Annotated in this window: 21 protein-coding genes and 1 pseudogene; 7 read left to right on the forward strand and 15 right to left on the reverse strand. The window is 70.2% G+C overall.

The features are described 5' to 3' along the window. Positions 1-947 precede the first annotated feature (947 nt). The 3 genes and pseudogenes from ACLF6P_RS25600 to ACLF6P_RS25610 all read left to right on the forward strand — a co-directional run bounded on the left by ACLF6P_RS25600 (position 948) and on the right by ACLF6P_RS25610 (position 2,885). Entirely contained in the window at positions 948-1,280 is a 333-nt protein-coding gene (locus ACLF6P_RS25600) for a transposase (RefSeq protein WP_415953324.1), read from the forward strand. After that, positions 1,256-2,137, forward strand: a pseudogene (locus tag ACLF6P_RS25605) (IS3 family transposase); the annotation flags it as partial. The gene ACLF6P_RS25600 and the pseudogene ACLF6P_RS25605, both read left to right, overlap by 25 nt. Before the next feature lie 40 nt (positions 2,138-2,177). Further along, positions 2,178-2,885, forward strand: a complete 708-nt coding sequence (locus tag ACLF6P_RS25610) for an FUSC family protein (protein ID WP_415953326.1) — start codon at positions 2,178-2,180, stop codon at positions 2,883-2,885. A 185-nt stretch (positions 2,886-3,070) separates the two neighbouring features. On the opposite strand, the gene ACLF6P_RS25615 is transcribed toward ACLF6P_RS25610, so the two are convergent. Continuing rightward, positions 3,071-4,636, reverse strand: coding sequence for a Na+/H+ antiporter (locus tag ACLF6P_RS25615; RefSeq protein WP_415953328.1), 1,566 nt, complete (start codon positions 4,634-4,636; stop codon positions 3,071-3,073). Between the two features lie 359 nt (positions 4,637-4,995). Here ACLF6P_RS25615 and ACLF6P_RS25620 point away from each other — a divergent pair, with 359 nt between their 5' ends. After that, positions 4,996-5,391 (forward strand): nuclear transport factor 2 family protein, encoded by a 396-nt coding sequence (locus ACLF6P_RS25620; RefSeq protein ID WP_415953329.1) that lies wholly within the window; start codon positions 4,996-4,998, stop codon positions 5,389-5,391. 73 nt (positions 5,392-5,464) lie between these two features. Beyond that, positions 5,465-5,998 carry an SRPBCC family protein gene (locus tag ACLF6P_RS25625; RefSeq protein WP_415953331.1) on the forward strand — a complete coding sequence of 178 codons (534 nt, stop codon included), beginning with the start codon at positions 5,465-5,467 and terminating at the stop codon, positions 5,996-5,998. Between the two features lie 474 nt (positions 5,999-6,472). Here ACLF6P_RS25625 and ACLF6P_RS25630 read toward each other — a convergent pair whose 3' ends face one another. From ACLF6P_RS25630 to ACLF6P_RS25650, 5 genes are all read right to left on the reverse strand, one after another. Then, a complete protein-coding gene (locus ACLF6P_RS25630; protein ID WP_415953332.1) occupies positions 6,473-7,555 on the reverse strand; it encodes an Ldh family oxidoreductase in 1,083 nt (360 codons plus the stop codon). Positions 7,556-7,667: 112 nt separating this feature from the next. Continuing rightward, entirely contained in the window at positions 7,668-9,458 is a 1,791-nt protein-coding gene (locus ACLF6P_RS25635) for a thiamine pyrophosphate-dependent enzyme (protein ID WP_415953334.1), read from the reverse strand. Between the two features lie 11 nt (positions 9,459-9,469). Next, positions 9,470-10,330: an amidohydrolase family protein gene (locus ACLF6P_RS25640; protein ID WP_415953335.1), complete on the reverse strand. Its 861-nt coding sequence runs from the start codon at positions 10,328-10,330 to the stop codon at positions 9,470-9,472. A 141-nt stretch (positions 10,331-10,471) separates the two neighbouring features. Further along, on the reverse strand, positions 10,472-11,698 hold the full coding sequence (lhgO, locus tag ACLF6P_RS25645; protein WP_415953337.1) for an L-2-hydroxyglutarate oxidase: 1,227 nt from the start codon (positions 11,696-11,698) through the stop codon (positions 10,472-10,474). Positions 11,699-11,740: 42 nt separating this feature from the next. After that, the gene (locus ACLF6P_RS25650; protein ID WP_415953339.1) at positions 11,741-13,207 is read right to left on the reverse strand and encodes an aldehyde dehydrogenase family protein; all 1,467 of its coding nucleotides are present in this window, start codon (positions 13,205-13,207) and stop codon (positions 11,741-11,743) included. A 211-nt stretch (positions 13,208-13,418) separates the two neighbouring features. Between ACLF6P_RS25650 and ACLF6P_RS25655 the strand changes: the two genes are divergently transcribed. Then, complete coding sequence (locus tag ACLF6P_RS25655) at positions 13,419-13,706, forward strand: putative quinol monooxygenase (RefSeq protein ID WP_415953340.1); 288 nt, start codon at positions 13,419-13,421, stop codon at positions 13,704-13,706. A gap of 290 nt (positions 13,707-13,996) precedes the next feature. On the opposite strand, the gene ACLF6P_RS25660 is transcribed toward ACLF6P_RS25655, so the two are convergent. The 9 genes from ACLF6P_RS25660 to ACLF6P_RS25700 form a co-directional block, all read right to left on the reverse strand. After that, positions 13,997-15,055, reverse strand: a complete 1,059-nt coding sequence (locus ACLF6P_RS25660) for a uroporphyrinogen decarboxylase/cobalamine-independent methonine synthase family protein (protein ID WP_415953342.1) — start codon at positions 15,053-15,055, stop codon at positions 13,997-13,999. Positions 15,056-15,058: 3 nt separating this feature from the next. Further along, entirely contained in the window at positions 15,059-15,535 is a 477-nt protein-coding gene (locus ACLF6P_RS25665) for a GlcG/HbpS family heme-binding protein (RefSeq protein WP_415953343.1), read from the reverse strand. Then, entirely contained in the window at positions 15,532-16,323 is a 792-nt protein-coding gene (locus ACLF6P_RS25670) for an alpha/beta fold hydrolase (protein ID WP_415953344.1), read from the reverse strand. The genes ACLF6P_RS25665 and ACLF6P_RS25670 overlap by 4 nt, the downstream gene beginning before the upstream one ends. Before the next feature lie 26 nt (positions 16,324-16,349). Beyond that, positions 16,350-16,721, reverse strand: coding sequence for a VOC family protein (locus ACLF6P_RS25675; RefSeq protein WP_415953346.1), 372 nt, complete (start codon positions 16,719-16,721; stop codon positions 16,350-16,352). Further along, on the reverse strand, positions 16,718-17,515 hold the full coding sequence (locus ACLF6P_RS25680; protein WP_415953348.1) for a fumarylacetoacetate hydrolase family protein: 798 nt from the start codon (positions 17,513-17,515) through the stop codon (positions 16,718-16,720). Before ACLF6P_RS25680 ends, ACLF6P_RS25675 begins: the two co-directional genes overlap by 4 nt. A gap of 7 nt (positions 17,516-17,522) precedes the next feature. After that, a complete protein-coding gene (locus ACLF6P_RS25685; protein ID WP_415953349.1) occupies positions 17,523-18,992 on the reverse strand; it encodes an NAD-dependent succinate-semialdehyde dehydrogenase in 1,470 nt (489 codons plus the stop codon). A 33-nt stretch (positions 18,993-19,025) separates the two neighbouring features. Continuing rightward, a complete protein-coding gene (locus ACLF6P_RS25690; protein ID WP_415953350.1) occupies positions 19,026-19,943 on the reverse strand; it encodes a VOC family protein in 918 nt (305 codons plus the stop codon). Positions 19,944-20,096: 153 nt separating this feature from the next. Beyond that, positions 20,097-21,008, reverse strand: coding sequence for a LysR family transcriptional regulator (locus ACLF6P_RS25695; RefSeq protein WP_415953352.1), 912 nt, complete (start codon positions 21,006-21,008; stop codon positions 20,097-20,099). A 141-nt stretch (positions 21,009-21,149) separates the two neighbouring features. Then, entirely contained in the window at positions 21,150-22,031 is an 882-nt protein-coding gene (locus ACLF6P_RS25700; protein ID WP_415953354.1) for an ATP-binding cassette domain-containing protein, read from the reverse strand. 233 nt (positions 22,032-22,264) lie between these two features. Between ACLF6P_RS25700 and ACLF6P_RS25705 the strand changes: the two genes are divergently transcribed. After that, the gene (locus tag ACLF6P_RS25705) at positions 22,265-23,521 is read left to right on the forward strand and encodes an IS110 family RNA-guided transposase (RefSeq protein WP_415953356.1); all 1,257 of its coding nucleotides are present in this window, start codon (positions 22,265-22,267) and stop codon (positions 23,519-23,521) included. Positions 23,522-23,527: the final 6 nt, after the last annotated feature.

Genomic DNA, 23,527 nt, shown 5'->3' on the forward strand with positions numbered 1-23,527 from the left:
GCCGTCCGGTGACACCCACCGCAGACTCAGTGACATCTCCACACAGATTCACAGCGGCGGATGGATCGCAGCGCTCCGCGCTGCTGGCCGGCGACTCCGTCGCCGGTGTGGCCAACTCCGTTGGCCACGGCTCGAATTGCTCCGCAATTCGGCCTGCAGAAATTCGCTCCGCGAATTTCTGGGGCTGGCTACGGGACAGGATACGGTCTGTCTGGGCAGGGCTTCAATCTGAACGAATATTCGGTTCTTTGGCCCCTGGCAAACTCAATAACCCGTCAATTTCTTTATAGAGCAACGGAGTTGAGAATATCCCTGCGCGAATTCTATCTCAGGGTACTTCATTTCCTGGTCCCCTACTCGGCCCCAATTGATAGTGCGACAAGCAGGTCTGGATGAAGCATCGGTCTCTGCGGAGTCGAAGCGGTGTCCAGCAGACGCCGCCCCGTGAGATCAGCCAGGAGGTCCTCGCCGACCGAAGCAAGTGGACGGCGGGGATCTAGGTGATGCTGCAGGCTCTCCACGACGGGGACCGCCTGGCCGTGCGGCAGGGCGATGTCGGCCGGCGGACCGATCACGGTGAGCAGATCGGCACGTTGATGCGGGCTCAACAGGCCTGACCGAGGGACGAGTTGAAGGTTCCCTTCGATGGGTGGGCGATGTTGGTCGGTCGATGCGGGTGGCGAGGTGGCATCCGCCCTCGGACGGGTGCAGCGGGCGCGGTGGTGCCAGTCGGGGCCGGGCTGAAGAAGGCCGAGGGTGCTCTTCCGGCTGAGGCTGTGGCTCGTCAGGGGTTCAGGTCAAGGGTGCGGGCCGAGTGCCGGGCCCACGTATCCGGGGCGGTCGTGGCGATCACTGCGCCGTCGGGGCGCTCCAGGCTCGGCTGGGACGCGTACAGTGTCCCTCCCCTCGTAGCGTGGAGCCCGTGATTGCAGGGGAAGTTGAGGTTCATGGGGTCCAAGCAACGGACGTATACGCCCGAGTTTCGCGAGGGGGCTGTACGCATAGTGATCGAGACCGGGAGGCCGATCCCGGAGGTCGCCGAGGAGCTCGGCATCCACTCGGGCACGCTGCATAGCTGGGTGTCGCGGTGGCGGCGCAACGGTTCGACGTCGTCGGACCGGCCCGTGACCGACGCGGCCGGCGGGAGCCGGTTGCGGGAGTCCGAACGCGCTGAGCTGGAACGTCTACGCCGCGAGATGGGCGAGAAGAACAAGCGGATACGGGAGCTGGAGATGGAACGTGATGTCTTCAAGCGATGCATGGCCCTCTGGGTGAAGTGACCGAGTCCGATCCCGCGGCCGTGGCCGCGTTCATCGGTAACCAGAGGGCCGAGTACAAGATCCCGCACCGCGTCTCCTGCCGGGTGGTGGGAGTGTCGGAGTCCTGGTTCTACAAGTGGCGGGGCAAGCCCACCACCGCACGTCAGGTGCGGCGCGGGGAGCTGATCGCCGCGATCAGGAAGATCTTCGCCGCTTCCGGGGGCACCTACGGCTCCCCGAAGGTCTGGATCATGCTGGTGCGACGCGGCTGGCGGGTGTCGGTGAACACCGTCGCGAAGCTGATGGCCGAACTCGGCCTGGCCGGACGCAAGGTCCGTCGGCGGCGCGGGCTGACCAGGCCGGGCAAGCGGCCCGCGTTCCCGGACTTCGTGCGCCGTGACTTCTCCGCGACCGCCCCCAACCAGGTATGGACGGGGGACATGACCGAGATCGTCACCAGCGAGGGCAAGCTGTACTTGGCCTGCGTGATTGATCTCTTCTCGCGCCGTCTGCTCGGCTACGCGATGGGGCCACGGCACGACGCCGAGCTCGTCGTTGCCTCGTTGAACATGGCCGCGGCCACCCGCGGCGGCGACGTCAAGGGCGTGATCTTCCACAGCGACAGAGGGTCGGAATACCAGTCCCGGCGCTGCCGCCGCGCCTGCCGCCGCCTGGGCGTGACTCAGTCCATGGGCAGAGTCGGATCGTGTTTCGACAACGCCGTCAGCGAGGCGTTCCACAGCGTGCTCAAGGTCGAGTACGTCTACCGGCACTCCTTCGCCACCCGCACCGAGGCCAGGCTGAGGATCGCGACCTGGATCACCGGCTTCTACAACACCCGTCGGCTACACAGCGTATGCGGGTACCAGAGCCCGATCGACTACGAACGAGACCACCAGGCCGACCCCGCCGTGGAGTTTGTGCCTGACCGGCTGCCTTGTCGCCGGGTTCGCCGCCTACGCGATCGGCATCGACCGCCCCTACTGGGCGATCGTCACCGCCTGCGCCCTCTACCGGGGAAACACCACGATCGTGTGGCAACGCGCCCTGCTGCGCACCGCGGGCACCTGCGGCGGCGTCCTGATCTACGCGGCCGTCGCCCCGCTCGCCCATGTCAACCAGGTCTGGCTCGTCGTCCTCACCCTGGCCGCCGGATTCGGCATCGAGTCCTTCGTCAGCCGCAACTACGCCGTCGGTATCCTCTTCGTCGCCCCCATGGCCCTGCTCATGGCCAACTTCCCCGGACCACAGAACACCCGCGACCTCATCAACGCCCGTGCCGCCGACCCCCTCGTCGGCGCCGTCATCGGCGTCGCCGCCGCCTTCCTGATCACCAACCGCCGCGCCGTCCGCCACGTCGCCCGGGCCCAGGACTCGGCCCGCGCCGCAATCAAGAGCACCCGCACCGCACTGGCCGCAGGCGCCCACGGCGCCGACCTCATCGCCACCCGCAACCACCTCGGCCACGCCCTGACCGCCCTGTCCACGGCCGCCGACGACGCCGCCGGTGAATGGCGCGCCCCGGCCGTCCCACCGGAAGAGGTCACGGCCACCCTCCGCGAGGGCCGGCGCGTCCTCGCCGACACCATGCGCCCCCTCCCCACAGCCCCCGCGCCCCCCACCTGAGAGAAGCGTCACGACAGGGAGCGGGCCGGGAGACCGGCCCTCGGAACTGTGGCCCGTCCGGTCCCGAGGACGGCTTTCAAACCCGCGTTCCGCGTAAGCTTGATATTTAGCATTGCTCCCGTTTTGCGCGAAGATACTCTGTTCGAGTTTCGAGGCGCTTCACCGTCTTCCCTGGCTTGGTACGGCTATCTGCCTTCGGTCAGGCGGAGTTGTTCGTGGTCCAGGTGAGCCAGCTGGCGTTGGAGATCGTCGTCCCCGATGCGTCCGGTGTCGCGGAGTTCCAGGACGGCGGCGCGCTGCTTCTCCAGGAGCGCCAGGCGCAGGGCGGCCTCGTGAGTGTGACGGCGCAGCGCGGGGTCGTCGGCCACGCCGTGGTGGCGGGCGTGCAGGGCGCTCACATGCTGCTCGTACTCCTGGCGCAGACGGGCGATGACGGCTGGGTCGGTGCCGAGCGCGGTGGCGGTGCCGGGGAGCGCGCTGAGCGCGGCTTGGGCCGTGGTGGTTGCGGCCAGGTGGTGTTCGGCCGCCGCGCCTTCGTCCTGTGGCGGGCCGGCCCGGCGGGCGAGGGCGGGCAGGACCAGGCCCTGCCCGACAAGGGTGGCCAGGACCACTCCGGTGGTGACGAAGTTGACGGCGGTCCGGTCGGGGAAGGCCGCCCCCGAGCCGATGGTCTGGGGCACGGCGAGAGCGGCGGCCAGGGAGACGCCGCCGCGGAATCCGGCCAGGCCCATCACCGTGCGCGAGCGCAGGCCGAGGATGTCACGGTCGGCGTGGAACAGATGCGCCAGGCCGGCCGTGGCGTAGAGGAAGGCGTAGCGGACGGCGATCAGCGTGCCCGTGAGCGCGGCGATCGTGGCCAGGGCGATCGGCAGCGCGGTGCCCGGCAGGTCACCGGCGGCCGACCACAGTTCTTGCCCGACCAGGACGAACAGGGCGCCGTTGAGGAGGTAGGAGGTGAGTTCGCCGTACTGGCGGCGCATCAGGCGGGCGGCCGGCTGTTCGGCACGCGGGGCGAGCTGACCGGCCATCAGCCCGGCGACGACGACGGCCAGTACACCGGAGGCGTCGATCGCCTCGGCGAGAAGATAGGCGGCGAACGGGCACACCAGGGTGACGGTGTTGTCGATGAGCGGGTCGTTCAGCCGCCGGCAGCTGAGGTAGGTCAGCCAGCCGACCAGCGCGCCGGCGGCTGCCCCGCCCGCGTAGGACAGCGCGAACAGGCCGGTGACGTGCCAGGCACCGAGGTGATCGGAGCCGACCGTGACGGCGACCGCGAGTCCGTAGACAACCAGCGCGGTGCCATCGTTGATCAGGCTCTCGGCGCGCAGCACGGTCACGTCGCGGCGGGGCAGCAGCCGGGCGACGACCCCGACGGCGGTGGCGTCGGTGGGGGCCAGCGCCCCGCCCAGTACCCAGGAGACCCCCCACGGCAGGCCGAGCGCGTGGGCGACGACGGCGACAGCCGCCGCGGTGAGCAGGACCAGAACGGTGGCGGCGAGCACGATCGCGCGCAGGTCCTTGCGGATCTCGCGCAGGGAGACCGTCAGACTCTCGTAGAACAGCAGGGCGGGCAGAAACAGCAGCAGCACGGCTTCCGGCGGCAGGTCCACCTGCCGCAGGGCGGGTACCGCGCCGAGGGCGATGCCCGCCGCCACCAGGACCACGGGCGGTGCGATGCGCCAGCGTCCGGCCAGCAGGTTGCCCGCCGCGACGGCGGCCACGACGGCGACCGCGAAGAGCAGATCCCGCACCCGTCCTCCTCCTTCACCGGCGTCCCTCCCGTACCGCCCGGCCTGCTGCGCACATCATCACGGCCTTTCGCGGGGCGGGCGAGGCGGTTCACCCGAACGGCCGCGGCCCGCCCGCGGTGAACCGCCGTGCCCTCGCCCGCTGCCGCCGGGGCCGGCGAGGCGCGCGTGAGCGCGATCGACATGCCGAGTGGCCAAGGCGGCGGCAGGCTGTACAGCGGGCCGCGAGGCGTCGAGCACACCCCGGGGGTCCGCACCCGGCCGATCGGCTCGACCGATGGCCCCGAGGCCGCGACGGCTCCGCCGCCGCGGTTTCCTACCGCATGCGACTCCGGTCGCCTCGCTCTCACAAGGACCAACGCATGACCGATTCAGCCAATATCGCCCTGGTCCGGCGCATGTTCGACGCGAAGATCACACCGGAGACGATCCGGGAAGTCCTCGCCCACGACGTCGTCTGGGACATCACCCCCGGATTCCCCTACGGCGGTGTCTACCACGGGGCCGACAGCGTGATCACCGACTTCTTCGGCCGTTTCGGACCTCTGTTCTCCGCCTTCATGGGGCATGCCGAGTCCTGCTACGAGGACGGCGAGGGCCATGTGTTCGTCCGCGGCGCCTACCGCGTCACGGGCAAGGACAGCGGCAAGGACGCGGCCGTACGCCTGCTGCACATGTGGACCGTGCGCGACGGCCGGGTCACGGAGATGTTCCAGAGCGCCGACAGCGCCGACCTCCAGCGCGCCCTCGCCGGCTGACTCCACCCCCACCACCCCACGCAACACCGCCCACCACACCACGCAACGCGCAAGAGGAGCTGAGGAACCCGTCATGAGCGACACCCAGAACGCGATCCACTGGCCCGAGAAGTACCTGCCGGGCACCACCGACAACTTCGTCTCCAACGAGGTCATCGTCCAGGGCCTGTCGTACAAGGACATCTGGCCGCTGCTCGCGGACGCCTCGAAGTGGACCTCGTACTACGACAACGCCACCGACCCGACCTTTCCCGACGGCGGCGGACCGCTGCTCACCCAGGGCACGGCCTTCTCCTTCGGCACCTTCGGCTTCCCGCCGCTGTCCGCCGAGGTCGTCGAGTACGCCGAGCCGGGCGATGCCAGCCCCGGCCGGCTGTCCTGGACCGCCAAGCAGGACGGCAGCCCAGAGGAGAAACTCGACGTGCAGCACTGCTGGCTGGTCGAGGACCTGCCCGGCGGGCGCGTGCGGATCCTGACCCAGGAGTCCCAGATCGGCAAACCCGCGGCCGACCTCGCCACGCAGCTGCCCAACCCCATGCTCAACGGCCACCAGTCCTGGCTGGACGGTGTCGTTCGCGCGGCCAAGGCAGCCAAGCAGGGCTCATAGTCCACTAACGCGGCTTTGCCGTCGGTCTCTCCCGGCCGACGGCAAAGCCGCTCGCCCCCAGCGAAGGCAGCATTCCCTTCCTGTCGCCGGCCTGTCGGCCCCGACCCTCAGCCCCACCACGCCGGCCGGAGGACACGACGAAGGAATCGTGCCGCGTACGCGGCACGGGCACCGGGCAGGGCGTCACCGCTGACGCGGTGGCAGGCGCCGCGTCCCTGAAGGCCGCCAGAAGGTGGGGGCTGGCAAGCCCGCCGACCCGACGGCAGCGGATCGGCGGGCGCGTCGTCGTGGCTCCGCTCGCGGCGAGCGGCGCCACATCCTGTGCCGTCCGGCTCGCGGCCGGGCCCGGAAGCGCGCGGTGGCCGACGGCAAAAGGCGAAGCACGCTGACCGGTGCACGCACCGCCGACGTGCCGCGCGTGATGACGGCACCGGCCTCTCCCGGCCAGGGGCACGGCAGTCGGACATGCGCGCCTTACCGGCCGCCGGCCGCCGCCTCTGGCAGTGTCACCCCCAGTTCGTCGGCCCGGTCGGTCAGCTGACTCCAGGCCTTCGGCGCCACCGGGATGCCGCTTCCCGCCCGCTCGGCCGCCAGGGCCGCGCTGCGTTCACCGGGGTAGAAGATTCCGTCCGCGGCGTTCGCCGGCGGGAGCGACTTGAGGGTGGCCAGGGTGGCGTCGACCTGTGCGGTGAAGGCTTCGGCGCCGCCGAAGGCCGCCGGGTCGAGGGCGATGAGGAGGGCGTTCTGACGGTGCTTGCGGCCCGCGGGATCGTCGGAGTGGAAGGAGGCGAAGATCGGGTCGCCGACCAGCACACCGGTGAGGAGTTCGAAGGCCAGTGACATGCCGGACCCCTTGGCTCCGCCGAGCGGCAGCGGCATGGCCGCGAGGGCCGGGTCGGTGGTGGGGGTGCCGTCCTCGGTGGCGGCGGCCCCGGGCGGCAGCGGGGCGCCACTCGCCTTGGCCTGGCGGATCTTGCCGAGGGCCATGGTGGCGGTGGCCATGTCGAGGAGCAGGGGGGCGCGTTCACCGGCCGGCACGGCGATGGCCAGCGGGCTGGTGGCCACGGCCGCCCCCTTGACACCGGTATAGCCCATGTTGGGCATGCCCGCGACGAAGCCGATGCCGATCAGCCCCTGTTGGGCGATTTTCGAGACGTAGTAGCCGATGGCCCCGGTGTGCACGGTACGGCGTACGCCGACCGCGGCGAGCCCGTTCACCGTGGCGCGCCGGACCGCTTCCTGAGCGGCCGCGGTCAGGGCGACCGGGCCGGGCGCGCGATCGGCGTCCAGGACGGCCGCGGCAGCGGTGGTGGCTTCGACCTTGATCTCGGGCCGGGGGTTGGCGATGCCCTTGGCGAGAAGGTCGAGGTAGGCGGGGACGCGGGCGATGCCGTGGGAGTCGATGCCGCGGCCCGCGGCCCAGACGAAGACATCGGCGGTGGTACGGGCGTGGTCGGGGCTCAGGCCTCCCCTTTCGAGCAGGGAGGCGGCGAACGTACGCAGATCGTCGACGCGGACGAGAACCTTGCCGGGTTTGGCTTGCGGGATGTCGGTCATGGTGCTGGTGGTCTCCTGAGGGCGCAATGGGCTGAGCGGCGGTGGAGGCGATGGGCCGAGCGAGTGGGGCCGCCTGCTTCAGTCCCTGGTCGAGGTCGGGTTCGGCGGAGCGTCAGCGGGTGACGAGCACGTCGACGACAGCGGTGGTCCCCGCCGCCACGGCCTTGAGCGCGCGCTCAAGGGCGGGGGCGAGATCGCCGGGTGTGTCGACGGTCTCGGCGTGCAGGCCGAAGGGCGCGGCGAACGATGCGAGGCGGGGCAGCCGTTGCAGATCGGTGCCGAGCCATTCGCCGGTCTGGGCGGCCGCGCCGTCGGGGTAGAAGCGGCGGTGGTTGAGGTTCATCGACTTGTAGACGCGATTGTTGAACACCACGATCAGCACGGGGAGTTCATAGGCCCTGGAGGCGTCGTACGACGGGATCACCGGGTTGTACGTGAACGCGCCGTCGCCGATCGTCAGCACCACCGGGCGCTGCTTGGCCGCGAGCTTGACGCCGAGGGCCACCGCGATGCCCTGGCCGAGACCGCCTTGGACGTAGAAGTACGAGTCGGGGCCGGACGTCTTGAGATGTCGTTTGACCACGCGGCTGTGGGTGATGGTCTCGTCGACCACGATCGGGTCCTGGCCGTCGAGCAGGTTCCGCAGGGTCGCCGCCACCAGGACGGGGTCGATGCCGCCCTCTTGTTCGGCATCGACCCCGGGCTCGGACCCCGCCTCGGCCCTGGCTTCGGCCTTCGCTTCGGCTTTGGCTTCGGCCGCGGCGATGGCGGCCTGCTCGTCGGCATGCAGCCGCTCCTGCGCCGCCCGACGGGCGGTGACGGCCGCCGCATCAAGATCCTTGGCCCGCTTGGCGAGCTGGCGCAGGGTGTGGGCGACATTGCCCTCCAGGTACCGGTCCGCGAACAGGACCTGGTAGACCACGTGCGGCCGCTGGGGCACCTCGTCGATGACGACGACCTTCGCGCGGGAGGGACGGCGGCTGGGCGGGTAGAACGGCGCGCGGCAGTTGACCAGGAGGATCAGGTCCGCCTCGTCCATCCAGGGGCCGATATCGCTGCCGGCGTGCAGGGGGTGGGTGCGTGGGAAGTTGCCGCAGACCGCGGAGTCGGGTTCGACGACCGGGATGTCCCATGCCTCGGCGAAGGCGACGAGGGCCTCGAATCCGCCCACCTCGCGTCCCGCGGTCTCGGTGACGATCACGGGGTCGGACGCCTCGCGGAGCATCTGTGCGACGGCGTCTGCCTCACCGGGCGAGCTGTGGGTCGAGCCCGGCTCCACGATCGGCTTGGCCGCACGACCCTCCCACTCCTCGAGCAGGATCTCCAGCGGGATGTTCAGGTAGGCCGGTCCGGCCGGCGCCCGCCAGGCCAGCTCCGCCGCCCGCGTGATCATCGTCGGCAGTGTGTGGACACTGGCGGCCTCGTTGGACCACTTGGTGAACGGGCCGGCGATCTGGTGCGGGCCGCCCACGATGGACAGGTTGCGGTACCACTGGCCTCCCGGGTCCTGTCCCGGTCCGTCGCCGTAGGTGGTGGACTCGGAGGAGGCCACCACCATCGGCACACCGGCGAGCAGTGCCCCGTGCACGGCCATCGAGCCCTGGAGCAGGCCCGGGGCCGCGTGCAGGAGCACGCCTTGCGGGCGGTGGGTGACGAGCCCGTAGCCGGTGGCCATGCCGACGGCCACCGTCTCGTGCGTGAGGTCCAGATAGGTGGGGGCGGGCTGCCCGTCGCGGTGCCGGCGCGCCAATGCCTCCCACACCGGTGCCCATTCGGACCCCGATGAGCAGAAGAGGTACTCGGCGCCGACGGCGTTGAAGGCGGATACGACGGCATCTCCGCCGTCCACGGCCGTGGTGCCGTGACCGCCGCCGGCGCCCGATGTGCTGCTGATGTCCGTCATCGTGTGTGTCCTCAGCCCTCGATCGGCCAGTCCAGGACCTCGGCGATGCCCCGGCCCATGATCCAGTCGAGCTCTTCGGGCGTGAAGTCCCAGTGCTTGGTGAACTGTTCGATGGTGTCGGTGTACGTGATGCCGTGGCCCATCAGCCGGGTGATGTCGGTGCCGTAGAAGCACCGCTCGGGTCCCATCCTGTCGACCATCTCGCGGACGTACTTCTGGATGTTGTGGTTCGGGAAGGGCTCGGTGGAGTAGCCGGGCAGGGCCGAGACCTTGACGTAGATGTTGGGGTGTTCGTGCAGGTCGGCGGTCTCCTGGACCCAATAGCCGATGGCGTCGTCCACACAGCGGGCCATGATGCCCATGTGGTCGATGATGATCTTCAGGCCGGGGTGTGCGGCGGCGATCTGGCCCAGCTCCTTCTTCCAGATCGGCGCGTGGACCATGGTGGGGATGCTCAGCTCTTCGGCGACCGGCCAGTACCAGTCGTTGGTGCCGTCGATCATCCAGTTGCGGTCGATGGGCCGGTGGAAGGTGAGCCGGGTGCCCTTCACATGCGGGTTCTGGGCGAAGTCCCTGAGCATCGCCTTGCCCTCTTCGGGCTTGTTCTGCGGGATACGGGCCATGATCCCGAAGCGGTCGGGGTGCGCTTCGCATGCCTCGAGGGCATAGTCGATGCGGTCGCCCTCCCAGGACGGCGGCAGGATCAGCGCGCGGTTCACGCCGGCCTCGTCCATCAGCTCCAGGGCCTCCTCGTAGGAGAAGGGCTCCTCGCGGTGGCCGTTGAGGCGGATGCGCTCGCGGGCGCCGGGGACCCAGGGACGGTCCGGGGTCTCTTCCTTCCAGATGTGGATCTGGGTGTCGACTACGAACATGTCGTCAGTTCTCTTTCTTCCGATGGGTGTCGAGGTGGTGCGTGAAGAACGCTAGGTGTGTGCCGGGGCTTTGCGCAGACCTGGGAGTGCAAGCTGTTGTTGCGGGAAAGCACGCTGTGAGCACCGCGTTTTTGGCGCCGCTCAGCCGGAACCGAATACCGCGTCCGTGATGTGCTCGGCGATCGCCATGGAGGCCGTGGCCGCGGGCGAGGGTGCGTTGCGAATGGACGTGACCCGGCCGCTGCGGTGGATGCGGAAGTCGTCCACGAGGGTCCCGTCCCGGTCCAGGGCCTGGGCGCGTACCCCGGCGCCGCCACGGACCACGTCACGGGTGCCGACTTCGGGGATGTACTGTCCCGCGTCTCTCATGAAGGCAGCGGCGGAGAACGAGCCCCGGTACTCCTTGACGCCGGTACGCCAGTGCTGGGCGGCCATCTTCCAGGTCCCCGGATACCGCGCGACGCCGAGCAGATCCCTGACGGAGAGATGGGCGCGCCGGTAGCCCTCCTTGGCGAGGGCGAGGACGGCGTTCGGGCCGACCTCGACGGTGCCGTCGACGCGCGGGGTGAAGTGCACGCCGAGGAAGGGGTAGCGCGGGTCGGGAACGGGATAGACCAGCCCGCGGACGAGATGCGTCTTGTCCGGCCTCAGGAGCATGTACTCGCCCCGGAACGGGATGATCATCGGCTCCCGCACGTCCTGAGCCAGCGACGCCACCGTGTCCGCATGCAGGCCCGCGCACAGGACGAGCCGGTCCACCCGGACGATTCCGCGGCCCTCGCCCACGGGGGCGTGCGTCTGCGCGAAGGTCACGTCGATGCCGCCGGGTACGTCGCGGATGCCCGTGACCGCGCAGCCGAGCTTCACCTCGCCGCCCGCGGCCTCGATGTCCGTGGCGAACTCCCGGGCGATCGCCGGGTAGTCGGTGATCGCGGTGCGCGGGGAGTGCAGTGCGGCGATTCCGCCGGCGTGCGGCTCGATCTCCTTGATCTCCGTCTTGGAGACCTTGCGCAGATCGGGCACGTGGTTGCTTCCCGCCCTCTCGTGGAGGCTCTCCAGGCGGCCGAGTTCGTCTTCGCGGACCGCCACGACGAGCTTGCCGAGCTCCTCGTAGGGAAGGCGCCGTTCCTGGCAGTACTCGCGCAGCAGGCCGACCCCCCGCACGCACAGGCCGGCCTTGAGGCTGCCCGGCGTGTAGTAGATCCCGGCGTGCACGACACCCGAGTTGTGGCCGGTCTGATGCTGTGCGACCTGCCGTTCCTTCTCGAACACCACGACCCGGGTCCCCGGACGGCGCAGGGCGATCTCGCGCCCGGTGGCCAGGCCCACGATTCCCGCGCCGACGATGCCGATCGTCTCGTCAGCCACAGTCGGTCTCCTCCTCCGATTCCGGTGGTCGCTGCGGGGCCGTCAGGCGCCGAAGTGGACGGCGACGGTCTTGACCCGCGTGGAGAAGCGCAGGACCTCGTCGCCCTGCTCCTTGTAGCCCGTGCCGGAGTCCCGGAAGCCGCCGAAGGGCAGATGGACGTCCCAGCCGGTGGTCGTCGTGTTCACGGCGACCTGCCCGCACTCGACCTCGTCGGCGAAGCGGTAGGCGGCGGTGATGTCGCGGGTGAACACGGCGGCGGCGAGACCGAAGGCGGAGTCGTTGACCACCTCGACGGCCTCGGTGAATCCGTCGACCGCGCACACGGCGAGCACCGGGCCGAAGACCTCCTCGCGCCAGACAGCCATGTCGGCAGTGACATCGGCGAGCACCGTGGGCTGCACGTAGCAGCCGTGCGCCCGCTCGCCCTCGGTCTCCGCCGTGCCGCCCGTCACCACAGTGGCGCCCTGCTCGATCGCCCGGCCGATGTCGGCGAGAACACTGTCGCGCTGCCTGGGGCTCGACAAGGGACACACGGTCGTGGACGGATCGTTGCCCGGGCCGACCGTGAGCGCGTCGACCTCGGCGGTCAAAAGCCGCATGAACTCCTCGTATGCGGACCGGTCGACGACGACCCGGCTGGTCGCGGTGCAGCGCTGCCCGGCCTGCCCGAAGGAGGCCGCGACGACGGCCTTCGCCGCGGCCGGCAGATCCGCGTCCGCGAGGACGACGGATGCGTTCTTGCCTCCGAGTTCGCCCTGGAAGCGGACGCCCCGGTCGGCGAGGCGGCGGCGGATGCGAGCCCCGACGGCGTTGGATCCGGTGAAGGTGACGGCGGCCATCCGCGCATCGTCGAGGAGGGCCTCCTCGATCTCGGCGGTGCGGCCGGTCACGACGTTCAGGACGCCGGCGGGCAGGCCCGCGTCGTGCAGGGCGCGGGCGAAGTGCAGCCCGGCGAGCGGGGTCTCGGTCGCCGGCTTGAAGACTGCGGTGTTGCCTGTGGCAAGCAGCGGTGCGAGCTTGCGGGCAGGGGTGATCAGCGGGTCGTTCCACGGGCTGATCACCAGGATCACGCCGATCGGCTCGCGCTGCGTGTGGGTGCGGTGGTCCGGACGTACGTCGTGCAACAGGGTGCCGTAGCCCTGGCGGGCCAGGCCCGCGTAGTAGTCGAGGAAATCGGCCGCCTTCAGCGTCTCGCCACGGGCCTCGGCCACCGTCTTGCCGTTCTCGGCGGTGACGTCGGCGGCGATCTCGTCCAGGCGCTCACGGATGAGCCGGGCCGCGTCGGTGAAGATCCGTGCCCGCTCGAAGGGGCTGGTGCGCTTCCAGGCGGTGAAGGCGCGCTCGGCGTGCTCGTAGGCCCGCGTGACCTCCTTGGCCGTCAGCGCCGGAACGCGGGCGAGGGGAGTACGGACGTCGGACGGATCGTGGACGTCGATCCACGCGCCGGATGCGGCGGATGTCACCCACTCCCCGCCGGACAGGGTTTCCACAGTGCGCAAGGCGATCACTTCTCTCGTCGGCCGCGGCGCGAGGACACGCGCGGCACAGTCAGGCATCAGGACAGGCATCGAGGGCCAGAGCGACAACACACGACGACAGGGGGCGGCGGCCAGATCCGCGACGGCATCCATTGCTTGCACCGCGCGCGGGTCGCCGCCCCTCGCCGACGTGCTGGAATCGGGCCGCCCCAGCCGAAAACCAGCACGCCGGAGAAGCCCCATGGCCTACACCGTCATCGCCCACTACCGCTGCGCCCCCGCCGACGAGGCCACCGTGCGCGCCGCCCTCCTGACGATGCGCGAGCACACCCGCGCCGAGCCCGCGAACCTCACCTACGCCGTCCACGCGGAGGCGGAGCGTCCGGGTGGCTTCGTCCTCTACGAGCAGTACACCGACGCGGCGGGATTCGCGGCGCACACATCCGCCGCGTACTTCGAGGAACTGATCGTGAACACGGTGCGGCCCCTGCTGACCGAACGGACGGTGACCTTCGCCGAGACGCTCTGAAGAGGCCCGGATCCGGTCGAACGGTGCGCGGCACGGTGCGCTCTTGGCCCGCACCGTGCCGCGCACCGGGCGAGAACATCCGCCGTGCCTGCGGATCCGCGTCCGGGCACAGGACGCACACGCGCGTTCGCGTCCCGGCACAGGTCATCGCCCCCGTCCGCAACCCGTACGCGGCAGGCGGCGGCCCCGGTCCCGCACACGAGGTACGGGACCGGGGCCGCAGGCGCGCGCCCTCGCTTCCCGGCCGTCGAAGGCGTCGATGCCGGGTGTACGCCGGGACGCGGCGTCCGTCAGAACTCGTTGCCCCAGCAGTAGCGGGCGAGGGTCTCCACCTGGACGAGCTTGCGCCGTTGGACCTCCGCACTCGCCAGCGGCCGGGTGGCCACGTCGGCGAAGCCGCGGGAGGGAGCGATGGCCATGTCCTCCATGTCCTTGATCTCACCGGCGCAGTCCAGTCGGGCCAGCACGGTGTCCAGGTCCTCGGTCCCGGGCGTGGCCGGGTCCACCACCCCGAGGCATACGTCGCGGTCCTCCGGCAGGGCCCTGAGGAGGTCGGCCTCGGCCGCGGTGCCCTTGTCGAACGGCAGGATCCACCGGTCGGCGGGGATGCCCGCGTAGAGCCGCTCGGCCCCGGCCCGGTCCACCGCGGCGGGTGCCTGCCAGCCGGGGCAGACACCGATGCGTACGCCCTCGGGGCGATCGTTCAGGCGGACCGTCGCGGCGTCCACCGCCAAGGCGTCCGCGAACGAGAGTCCGGTGCCTGCCGGCTCCGGCTTCGCGGCGACCTGGCCGAGGAGCAGCGGATTGTTGAGCTGGATGAGTTTCACGCCGCGGGAGACCAGCAGTTCTATCTCCGCGCGGATGAGGTCCGCCAGTGCCTCGCCGAGCTCACGCGCGCTGGAGGGGCCGCCCGACGCGGCGAGTTCCGGGGCGAAGGTGGTGGCGGCCAGGTAGGCCGGGGACGGCAGGGCGACCTTGGGCGCGATCACCGTCAGCTCGGTGAGCCGGGCGGTCCGGTCGGCCAGCAGCGGGCCGCGCGCCTCGGGCAAGGACTGGGCCACATAGCGGGCCAGTCCGTCCGGGGCCTTCTCGCCCGTGCGCTGAAAGCCGGTGACCGCGTCGAGCACGGGGCCGCGGAAGTCCTCATACGGGACGTCACCGTCGGTGACGACGGTGGAGCGGAGCTTGCGCTGGAAGGAGACGGACTCCCTGACCGCCTCCTCCTCCACCGCCCGAAGGGCGTCGGCGTCGAGCGATCCGGCGGCGGACTTGCGGCGTGCGGCCAGGAGTTCGGCGGGCCGGATCAGGCTGCCGTGGTGGTCGATGCGGTAGTTGAACGTATCCGCCATGGTTCAGGCGTCCTTTCCTGCGGTGGCCGGCCTGCCCGCGACTCCCCAGGCGGCGAACTCCAGTTCGTAGCCGAGGGCGGAGAGAACCTCCTCGGCGATGATCTGGTCCTCGTCGGCGGTGCCGCCGGCGATGCCGAGGCCGCCGATGATCTCGCCGTCCTTCTTGATGGTCACGCTGCCTTCGGTGGCCATGATGGGCAGGGCCGCGCCGGGCAGGTGGGAGAGCTGGGAGAAGAACACCGGCTGGCTCTCCTGCCATTTCTTCAGCATCTTTCCGGGGCGCTGCATGATCGCCGCCGTGTAGGCCTTGGCGCGGGCGATGTCCGGCGTGAGGGGGCGCGCGCCGTCGGTGCGGCGGATGGCCACGGGGAAGCCTCCCGCGTCCACCACGGCGACGCTCACCGCCTTGCCGATCGTGCGGGCTCGCTCGACGGCCGCGTCGACGATCTTCTCGGCGGCGTCCAGGGTGAGGCTGCTCATGCTGTTTCCTTAGGGGCGGTGAGGGTGCGGCGAAGGCGGGCGACGGCCGCGTTGTAGGGCTCGGGCGTCTCCCAGTACATGGAGTGCGGGGCCCCGGGGACGACCTCCAGGTGGGAGCCGGGCAGCAGTTCGTGGGCGCGGGTCACGGTCTTCACGCTCAGCACGGCGTCCTGCTCGCCCGCGAGGAAGGCGGTCTTGACGCCCGAGTCCTCGATCTCCCGCAGGGAAGGCCCATCGGTGTCGAGGTTGCGCAGGTCCTGCATCGTGGCGTGGTTGAAGGTGCCCATCTGCCGGAACAGGAAGGTGAGATCGGCCCGCCCGGTCTGGAACTCCTTGGTGAGCAGCCGGTCGATGACCGGCAGTTTCACCGCCTCGGCCCGGTCCGCGGCCGCCAGCTCCTTCAGCTCGGGATGGCTGATGCCGCCCAGTGAGTGCCCGAGCACGACCGAGGACACCCGCTCGGGGCGGGCGAGACCGGCACGCAGCGCGGCGATGGAGCCGATGGACTGGCCGACCAGCATCGCGTCGGTGAGGTCCGCGGCGTCGAGTACGGCGACCACGTCACCGTGGAAGGCCTGTGCGTCGAACTCGGACTGCGGCTCGTTCAGCACCGTCCGGCCGAAGCCGCGCAGGTCGAGGGTGACGACGGTGAACTCTTCGCGGAGGGCGGCCACCTGCTGCCACCAGGCGGCGTGGTGACCGCCCGAGCCGTGCACGAAGACGATCGCGGGGCCGTCGCCGTGACGTTCGTAGTAGATGGCGGCGCCGTCGGAATCAGCGTAGGACATGGGGAGCAACTCCTGGACTATGCGGCTCAGTTGGGGCGCTTGCCGTGGAAGACCAGCTCGATCATGGTGTGGTCGGGGTCATGGATGTAGCAGAACTTGGACTGGTTCTCGGGCCGCTCGATCGGGCGGGTGTGCCGGATACCGAGCTCCTTGAGGTGGGCGAGGAACTCGTCCCAGTCGTCCACCTCGACGGCGAAGTGGTAGGGCGCCATGCGCTCCATCTCCTCCACCGGGGTGAAGTGCAGATCGAAGTTCCCCCGGGTCATCAGGACGACCCGCGTGTTGGACTTGGGCATGATCCGCTTCATCCCGAAGACCTCCGCGTACCAGGCGGCGGTGCGGTCGGGGTCGGTGGTGGGGAAGTTGACGTGATGGATGTAGCGGGGTGCCTTGCTCATGGCTGCTGCCTTTCGGTGTGCTCTGCGCGGACGGGATTCGACAGGACGCCGATGCCGCTGATCTCGACGTCGACCGTGTCGCCGGGTTCGATGCGGCAGGTGGACTCGGCGCCCATCCACAGCACGTCACCGGGGTGCATGGTGATGTGCTTGGTGATCTCGACGATGTAGTCGAAGGGGTCGAAGACCATGCCTGCGGTGGGGAAGGCGGCGCGGACCTCGCCGTTGACCCGGAGTGTGGTGGTCTGGGCGAGGGCGTCGACGTCCGTCTCGATCCAGGGGCCCATCGGCTTGAAGGTGTCGCTGTTCTTGCTGCGCCAGAAGGTGCGGTCCTGGTGCTGCCAGGTCCGGGCGCTGACGTCGTTGCCGATGGTCCAGCCGAAGACCGCCGCGCGCGCCTCCTCGTATCCGGCGCGGCGCAGCGTACGGCCGATGACCGCGACCAGCTCGGGCTCGGCCTCGAACCGGCCCTCGACCCCGGCCGGCTTGACGATGGGTGTTTGGTGACCGGTCAGCGCGCTGTTGGCCCGGTAGCCGACCTCGGGTCGCTCGGGCACGACCCCTTTGGGATCGCCCAGGGCCCGCGCGTGCTCGATATGCCGGGTGTAGTTCATGCCTACGGCGTAGAACACCGGCGGAACCACCGGGGGCAGCCAGGTGGCCTCGTCGCGGGGCAGGGAGCCGAGGACCGTCGGCCGGCCGTCGAGCGGGGAGTCGGAGAGCAGCATCACGGCGTCGTCCTCGACACGGGCCCACTGCGGCCTGCCGCCGACCGAGACGCGGGTGTACCTCATCGCCGGGTCATCCTTCGAGGAGGTGGGAGACGCGCTTGGTGACCAGGTAGGCGTCCAGGGCCTCGGGTCCGCCCTCACGCCCGTAGCCGCTGTCCTTGACGCCTCCGGACGGCGCCTCGTGCACCGAGCCGCCGCAGTGGTTGATCGAGAGGATGCCTGCTTCGAACCCTGACGCGAGACGTTCGGCGGTGGCTGCGGACCGGGTGAAACCGTAGGCCGCGAGACCGTAGGGAAGCGAGTTGGCCACGGCGAGGACTTCGTCCAGGCCGGTGAACGGCACGATGGGTGCGAGCGGTCCGAAGGGCTCCTCGTACATCAGGGCGGCATCGGCCGGCACGTCGGTCAGGACGGTCGGCGTGAAGAAGTACCCGGCGCGCTCCGGGCGCAGTCCGCCGGTGCGTACGGTGGCGCCGCGGCGTACGGCGTCCGCGGTCAGCCGCTCCATCGCCGCCAGACGCCGCTCGTTCGCGAGCGGGCCCATGGTGGTGGTCTCGTCGAGGCCGTCGCCGACCACGACCGATTCGGCGGCCTTCACGAACTCCGTGGTGAAGTCCTCGACCAGGCTCTCGTGCACCAGGAACCGGCTCGGCGACGTGCACACCTGCCCGGCGTTGGCGAACTTCGCCTGCGCCGAGCGGCGGGCGGCCACGGCGGGGTCGGCGTCCGCACACACCACGACCGGGGCGTGGCCGCCCAGCTCCATCAGGGAGGGCTTCATGGCCTTCCCCGCCTCGGCGGCGAGCAGCTTGCCGACCGGAACGGACCCGGTGAAGGCGATCAGCCGCGTGACCGGCGAGGAAATCAGGTGAGCCGAGACCTCGGCGGGTTCACCGAAGACGAGGTTGAGCACCCCCGGCGGCAGCCCGGCGTCGGCGAAGCAGCGCACGAGCGCGCAGGCGGTCGCGGGGGTCTCCTCGGATGCCTTGATGACGATCGAGCAGCCGGCGGCCAGGGCCGAGGAGATCTTGCGCATCGGTCCGCCCGCCGGAAAGTTCCACGGCACGAACGCGGCGACGGGGCCGACGGGTTCACGGCGTACGGACAGCAGGGTGCCGGGCGCGGCGGGGATGATGCGTCCGTACGCGCGCCGGGCGTCGTCGGCGTGCCAGCGCAGCGTGTCGGCGACGCGGAGGGCTTCCCCGGTGGACTCCTTGAGAGGCTTGCCCTGCTCCAGGGTCATGATCCGGCCGACATCGGCCGCTCGCCGGGTGAGCAGGTCCGCGGCGGCGTGCAGGATCTGCGTCCGCTGGGCGATCGGGGTCCGGCGCCAGGTGTCGAAGCCGTCGGCGGCGGCGTGCAGGGCACGGTCGAGGTCGGTGGCGTCGGCGAGCGGTACGGCGCCGATGGTCTGTTCGGTGGCGGGGTTGACGACGGGGGCGGTGCGCCCGGTGGAGCCGGGCTGCCACGCACCGGCGATGTACATCCGTACGGCCGGATAGCTCCGGTCACCGTCGGGGTGACTGTGGTCTGTGGTCATGACGGGGCCCTCTCGAAGCGGTGGGTTCGCAGGTCAGCGGGCCTGCGCGTCGCTGTCGCGGTTGGTGCGCAGCGACCAGATGGTGTGCGGCGGCGCACTCTTGTGGACCCGGGTCTCGTACGCCTCGTCGGCGCGGTCCATGTCGCAGGCGTACTCGACGCGCCCGCCGCACGGGGCGTGCAGGAAACGGAAGATGTTGGAGCCGATGGTGTGCCGGCCCAGCTTGCGGGCCTCGCGCCAGCCCTGGGCGATCATGTGATTGCCGCCCTCCACCACGTCGTCGAAGCCCGGGACCTCGTAGGCGATGTGGTTGACGCCGGCCCGGTCGGGGCGGTGGCAGAGCAGGAAGGTGTGCTGGTCGTCATCGCCCGGGGCCTGCAGGAACACGCCCATCGGCTCGACGACGTCGGTGGGGCGGAAGCCCAGGCGCTCGGTGTAGAAGGCGACGGCCTCGTCCCTGCCTTCTTTGGGGATGTTGAGGGCGACATGGCACATACGCAGCGGGCGTACCTGGCCGACCGGAGCGAGCGGGGTGTTCCACCGGGCCACAGCGCCCGGGGAATTGACCGGCGGCGAGGCGACGCCCACAGACCTGGGCCGTGCCGGCGCCAGCCCCACACCGAAGCCGGTCTCGTCGACGCTGTGGTGGACGCCGTCCGCGCTCTCCCATATGTTCCGGTCGCGGCCCACCGCGCCCACCAGGCGCTCCAGCTCCGGCCGGGTGTCCACGCCCCAGACGATCTCGCGCAGCGTGGGACCGTCCTCGACCGCGGCCGGGAGCAGGGGGCCGGGTCGGGTGTCGAGGTGGATGTCCTGCCCGGTGAGGGTCTCGAAGACGGCGTGTTCGTCGGTCCGTTCGACCAGGAGAAGACCGAAGTCCTCGAAGAACCGTACGCAGGTGTCGAGATCGTCCACGCCGTAGGTGACCGACTCGACTCGCTGGATTCCCATGGCTGCCTCGTTTCGCGGTGGCACGGGCACGGATCGTGCGGTCACGGATGCCCGGTGATCGTATGGATGGCGGTTTGCCGGCCTCAACAGACGGAGCGCGCGGGCCTTGCAACCCTTTCTTGCGCGCCATGTGGCCCGGTGCGGGACCGGCGGTCAGCTGCTGATCGCCGCGATGGGATGGTCGGCGAACCACTGGGCGAGGAAGTCGAGGAACACGCTGACCTTCCTCGGAGTGTCCGGTCCGGGGCCGTAGATCGCGTACAGCGGCCGGTCGGGGACGCCGATGTCGGGCAGCAGGACCTGCAGGGCGCCGGACATCAGGTCGTCGTACGCGGAGCGCTGCGGCAGCAGTGCCAGTCCGCGGCCGTGCACGGCGACCTTCTGCAGCGCGAGGTAGGAGTTGGAGGAGAACGCCACATTGCGGATCTTGTGCAGGGCCGAGGAATGCCCGTGGCCGATACGCCAGACCGGGTCGTTGACGTGGACGAGGCAGTCGTGGGAGTTGATGCTGTTCGGCTCGTCGAGTGGTCCATGCCGCTCCAGGTAGTCCTCTGCGGCACACAGGACGAAGGGCAGGGAGGCGATCTTCTTCAGCCGCACGCTGGAGTCCCGCAGGTCCCGGGTGTGGAAGGCCACGTCGAACCCGCTGTCCAGGAAGTCGTACGTCCGGTCGGACATGCCGCCCAGCTCGAAGCGGACCTGGATCTTCGGATGCACCGCGGAGAACTCGGCGATGGCGTCCCCGAGGTCCAGACTGCCGATCCATTTGGGGCAGATGATGCTGAGTGTTCCCTCGGCGCGATCGTGCGACTGTGCGATGCGGGAGTCCTCGGCGTCGATCTCGTCGAGGATACGGGCCGCGAACTCGGCGTAATGCCTGCCTTGTTCCGTCAGGCTCACGGAGCGGGCCGTGCGGTTCACCAGGCGCACTCCCACCTGCCGCTCCAGCTCGGCGACATGCCGGGAGACAAGGGAGCCGGAGGAGCTCATCTTCTTGGCGGCTCCGTTGAAGCTGCCCGTCCGGGCGACGGTGACGAAGCTGTGCATGAGGAGAAGGCGGTCCAAGGGTTCCTCCTGGGGCAAGGGCGGTGGGCGGTGCCCTGTGCCGTGCGATGAGATGGGTGGTGAGCCGGTCGGGCGGGCAAAGCCGCCCCGGGCCGGGGACTTCGGATCAGGGGCGGTCGCGGCGTGCGCCGCCTGGGCTCGTCATGGATTGGCCGACCGGTGAGCGGCACGGCGGGCACGGCGGTGTTCGCGGCCGTCCGGGTCGGTGGAGGGGCTCGCGGCGAGCAGCCTGCGGGTGTAGGGCTGCTGGGTGGAGCGGAAGAGCAGCTCGGTGTCCGCGCACTCGACGAGCCGGCCCGCCTTAAGGACCGCGACGCGCTGCGAGATATGGCGCACCAGACGCAGGTCGTGGGTGATGAACAAGAAGGTGATCCCGGTCGTTTCCCGCAGGTCGGCGAGAAGGTTGACGATCTGGCTCTGGGTGGAGACGTCCAGGGCGCTGACCGCTTCGTCACACACCACCAGGCGGGGCCGCAGCGCGATGGCGCGTGCGATGGCCACGCGCTGCCGCTGGCCGCCGGAGAGCTCCATGGGATAGCGGTTCAGCAGTGCCGTGCTGAGGCCGACGTCACGAAACGCCTGCGCGGCGGCCTCCTCACGCTCGCTCCGCGTGCCCCTGCCGTGACGGCGCAGCGGGCCGGTGACGGCCTCGCGCACGAGGTGGCGGGGGTTGAGGGAGGAAGCGGGGTCCTGGAAGACCGCCTGCACATCGCGCCGGTAGGACAGCGGCGTGGACCGGCCGAAGGCGGTGACCTCGCGGCCGTCGAAGATGATCGATCCGCCGGTGGGTTCGACGAGGCGCAGGATGGCACGCCCGATGGTGGACTTACCGGACCCCGACTCGCCGACGAGCCCCAGGGTCTCGCCGCGGAGGATGTCGAAGCTGACGTCGTCGACCGCGGTGCTGTCGGTGCGCCGCCAGGACGCGGCGCGGCCCGCGCCGTAGCTGACCCGGAGGTCGCGTATCCGCAGCAGAGGGTTGTCGTCCCCGGCCGGGGACGGTGTGAGAGGTGCGGTGGTCACTGGTCCACCATCCTTTCTGCGGGCGCTAGTTGGGGGCTCGTGGTTTGATGCCGGTGAGAGCCGGGGTGACGGCCCGTGGTGGTAGCCCGTTGAGGGCCCTCATGACACTGCCGCCCCCGGTTCTTCCGGAGCTGTCGACCGGCAACAGAGGGACGCGCCGCAGAGCGCCAGTCAGTGACCGCCCGGGGCTCAGCTTCGTCACCGGCCTGTCGCTGATAGGCACGAGGAGAGCTGTGGCACTGCCCGAGAGCGAGCACTACGTCGGAATCGACTGGGGATCGGCTGAGCACGCGGTCTGCGTCCTGGACGGAGCCGGCAGGGCCAAGTCCGAGTTCAACATCACCCACACCGCGCTCGGATTCGAGCAGCTGGTGCGCCGACTGGCCCGGTTTGGTGACGCGGAGAACATTCCGGTGGCGGTCGAGCGGCCGGACGGGCGTCTGGTCGACCTGCTGCTGGAGGCCGGACACCCGGTCGTGCCGGTGAAGTCCAATGCCATCAAGGCATGGCGGGACGCTGAGGTCCTCTCCGGCGCGAAGTCCGACCCCGGGGACGCGATGGTCATCGCGGAGTACCTGCGGCTGCGGCACCACAGGCTCAGCGCGGCCCGCCCGTTCAGCGATCAGACCAAGGCCCTGCGGACCGTGGTCCGCACCCGGGACGACATCGTGCGGCTGCGGGTGATGGCCACCAACATGCTCTCCTCGCTGCTGGACGTCTTCTGGCCCGGAGCCAAGACCCTGTTCGCGGACGTCGAGTCGCCGATCGCGCTGGAGTTCCTGACCCGCTACCCGACCCCGAACTCCGCCGCCCTGCTGGGCGAGAAGCGCATGGCCGCATTCTGCGTCAAGCACGGCTACTGCGGCCGCCGCAGCCCCGACGAGCTGGTCAAACGCCTGCGCCGGACCCCGGCGGGAGTCACTGCCGAGCATCACACCGAGGCAGGCCGCGACGCAGTGATCGCGCTGGTCACCGTGCTGAAGACACTGGGGCCGGTGAAGAAGGACCTCGACCGGTCGGTTGCCAGCCACCTGAACCAGCATCCCGACGGGCGGATCTTCACCTCGCTGCCCAGGGCCGGGCAGGTCAACGCCGCTCAGATCCTGGCCGAATGGGGCGACTCCCGCACGGCTTACGACGGTCCGGACGCGATCGCCGCGTTCGCGGGCGTCGCGCCGGTCACCAAGGCATCGGGACGGATGCGTGGAGTGTCCTACCGGTGGGCCTGCAGCAAACGCTTCCGCCGGGCCATGACCACCTTCGCGGACAACAGCCGTCACGAGAGTGACTGGGCTGCGGACATCTACCAACGCGCCCGAGCCCGCGGCATGGACCATCCCCACGCCGTCCGGGTCCTGGCCCGCGCCTGGATCCGCGTCATCCACCGCTGCTGGCTCAACAACGAGCCCTATCAGCCCCACCGGCACGGCGGACTGCAACGTCTCACAACCCCAACACCGGCAGCCCAAGAACTGGCTCCAACGGGGTGAGGTTGA

The organism is Streptomyces lothianensis, assembly GCF_047779955.1.
GTDB lineage: Bacteria > Actinomycetota > Actinomycetes > Streptomycetales > Streptomycetaceae > Streptomyces.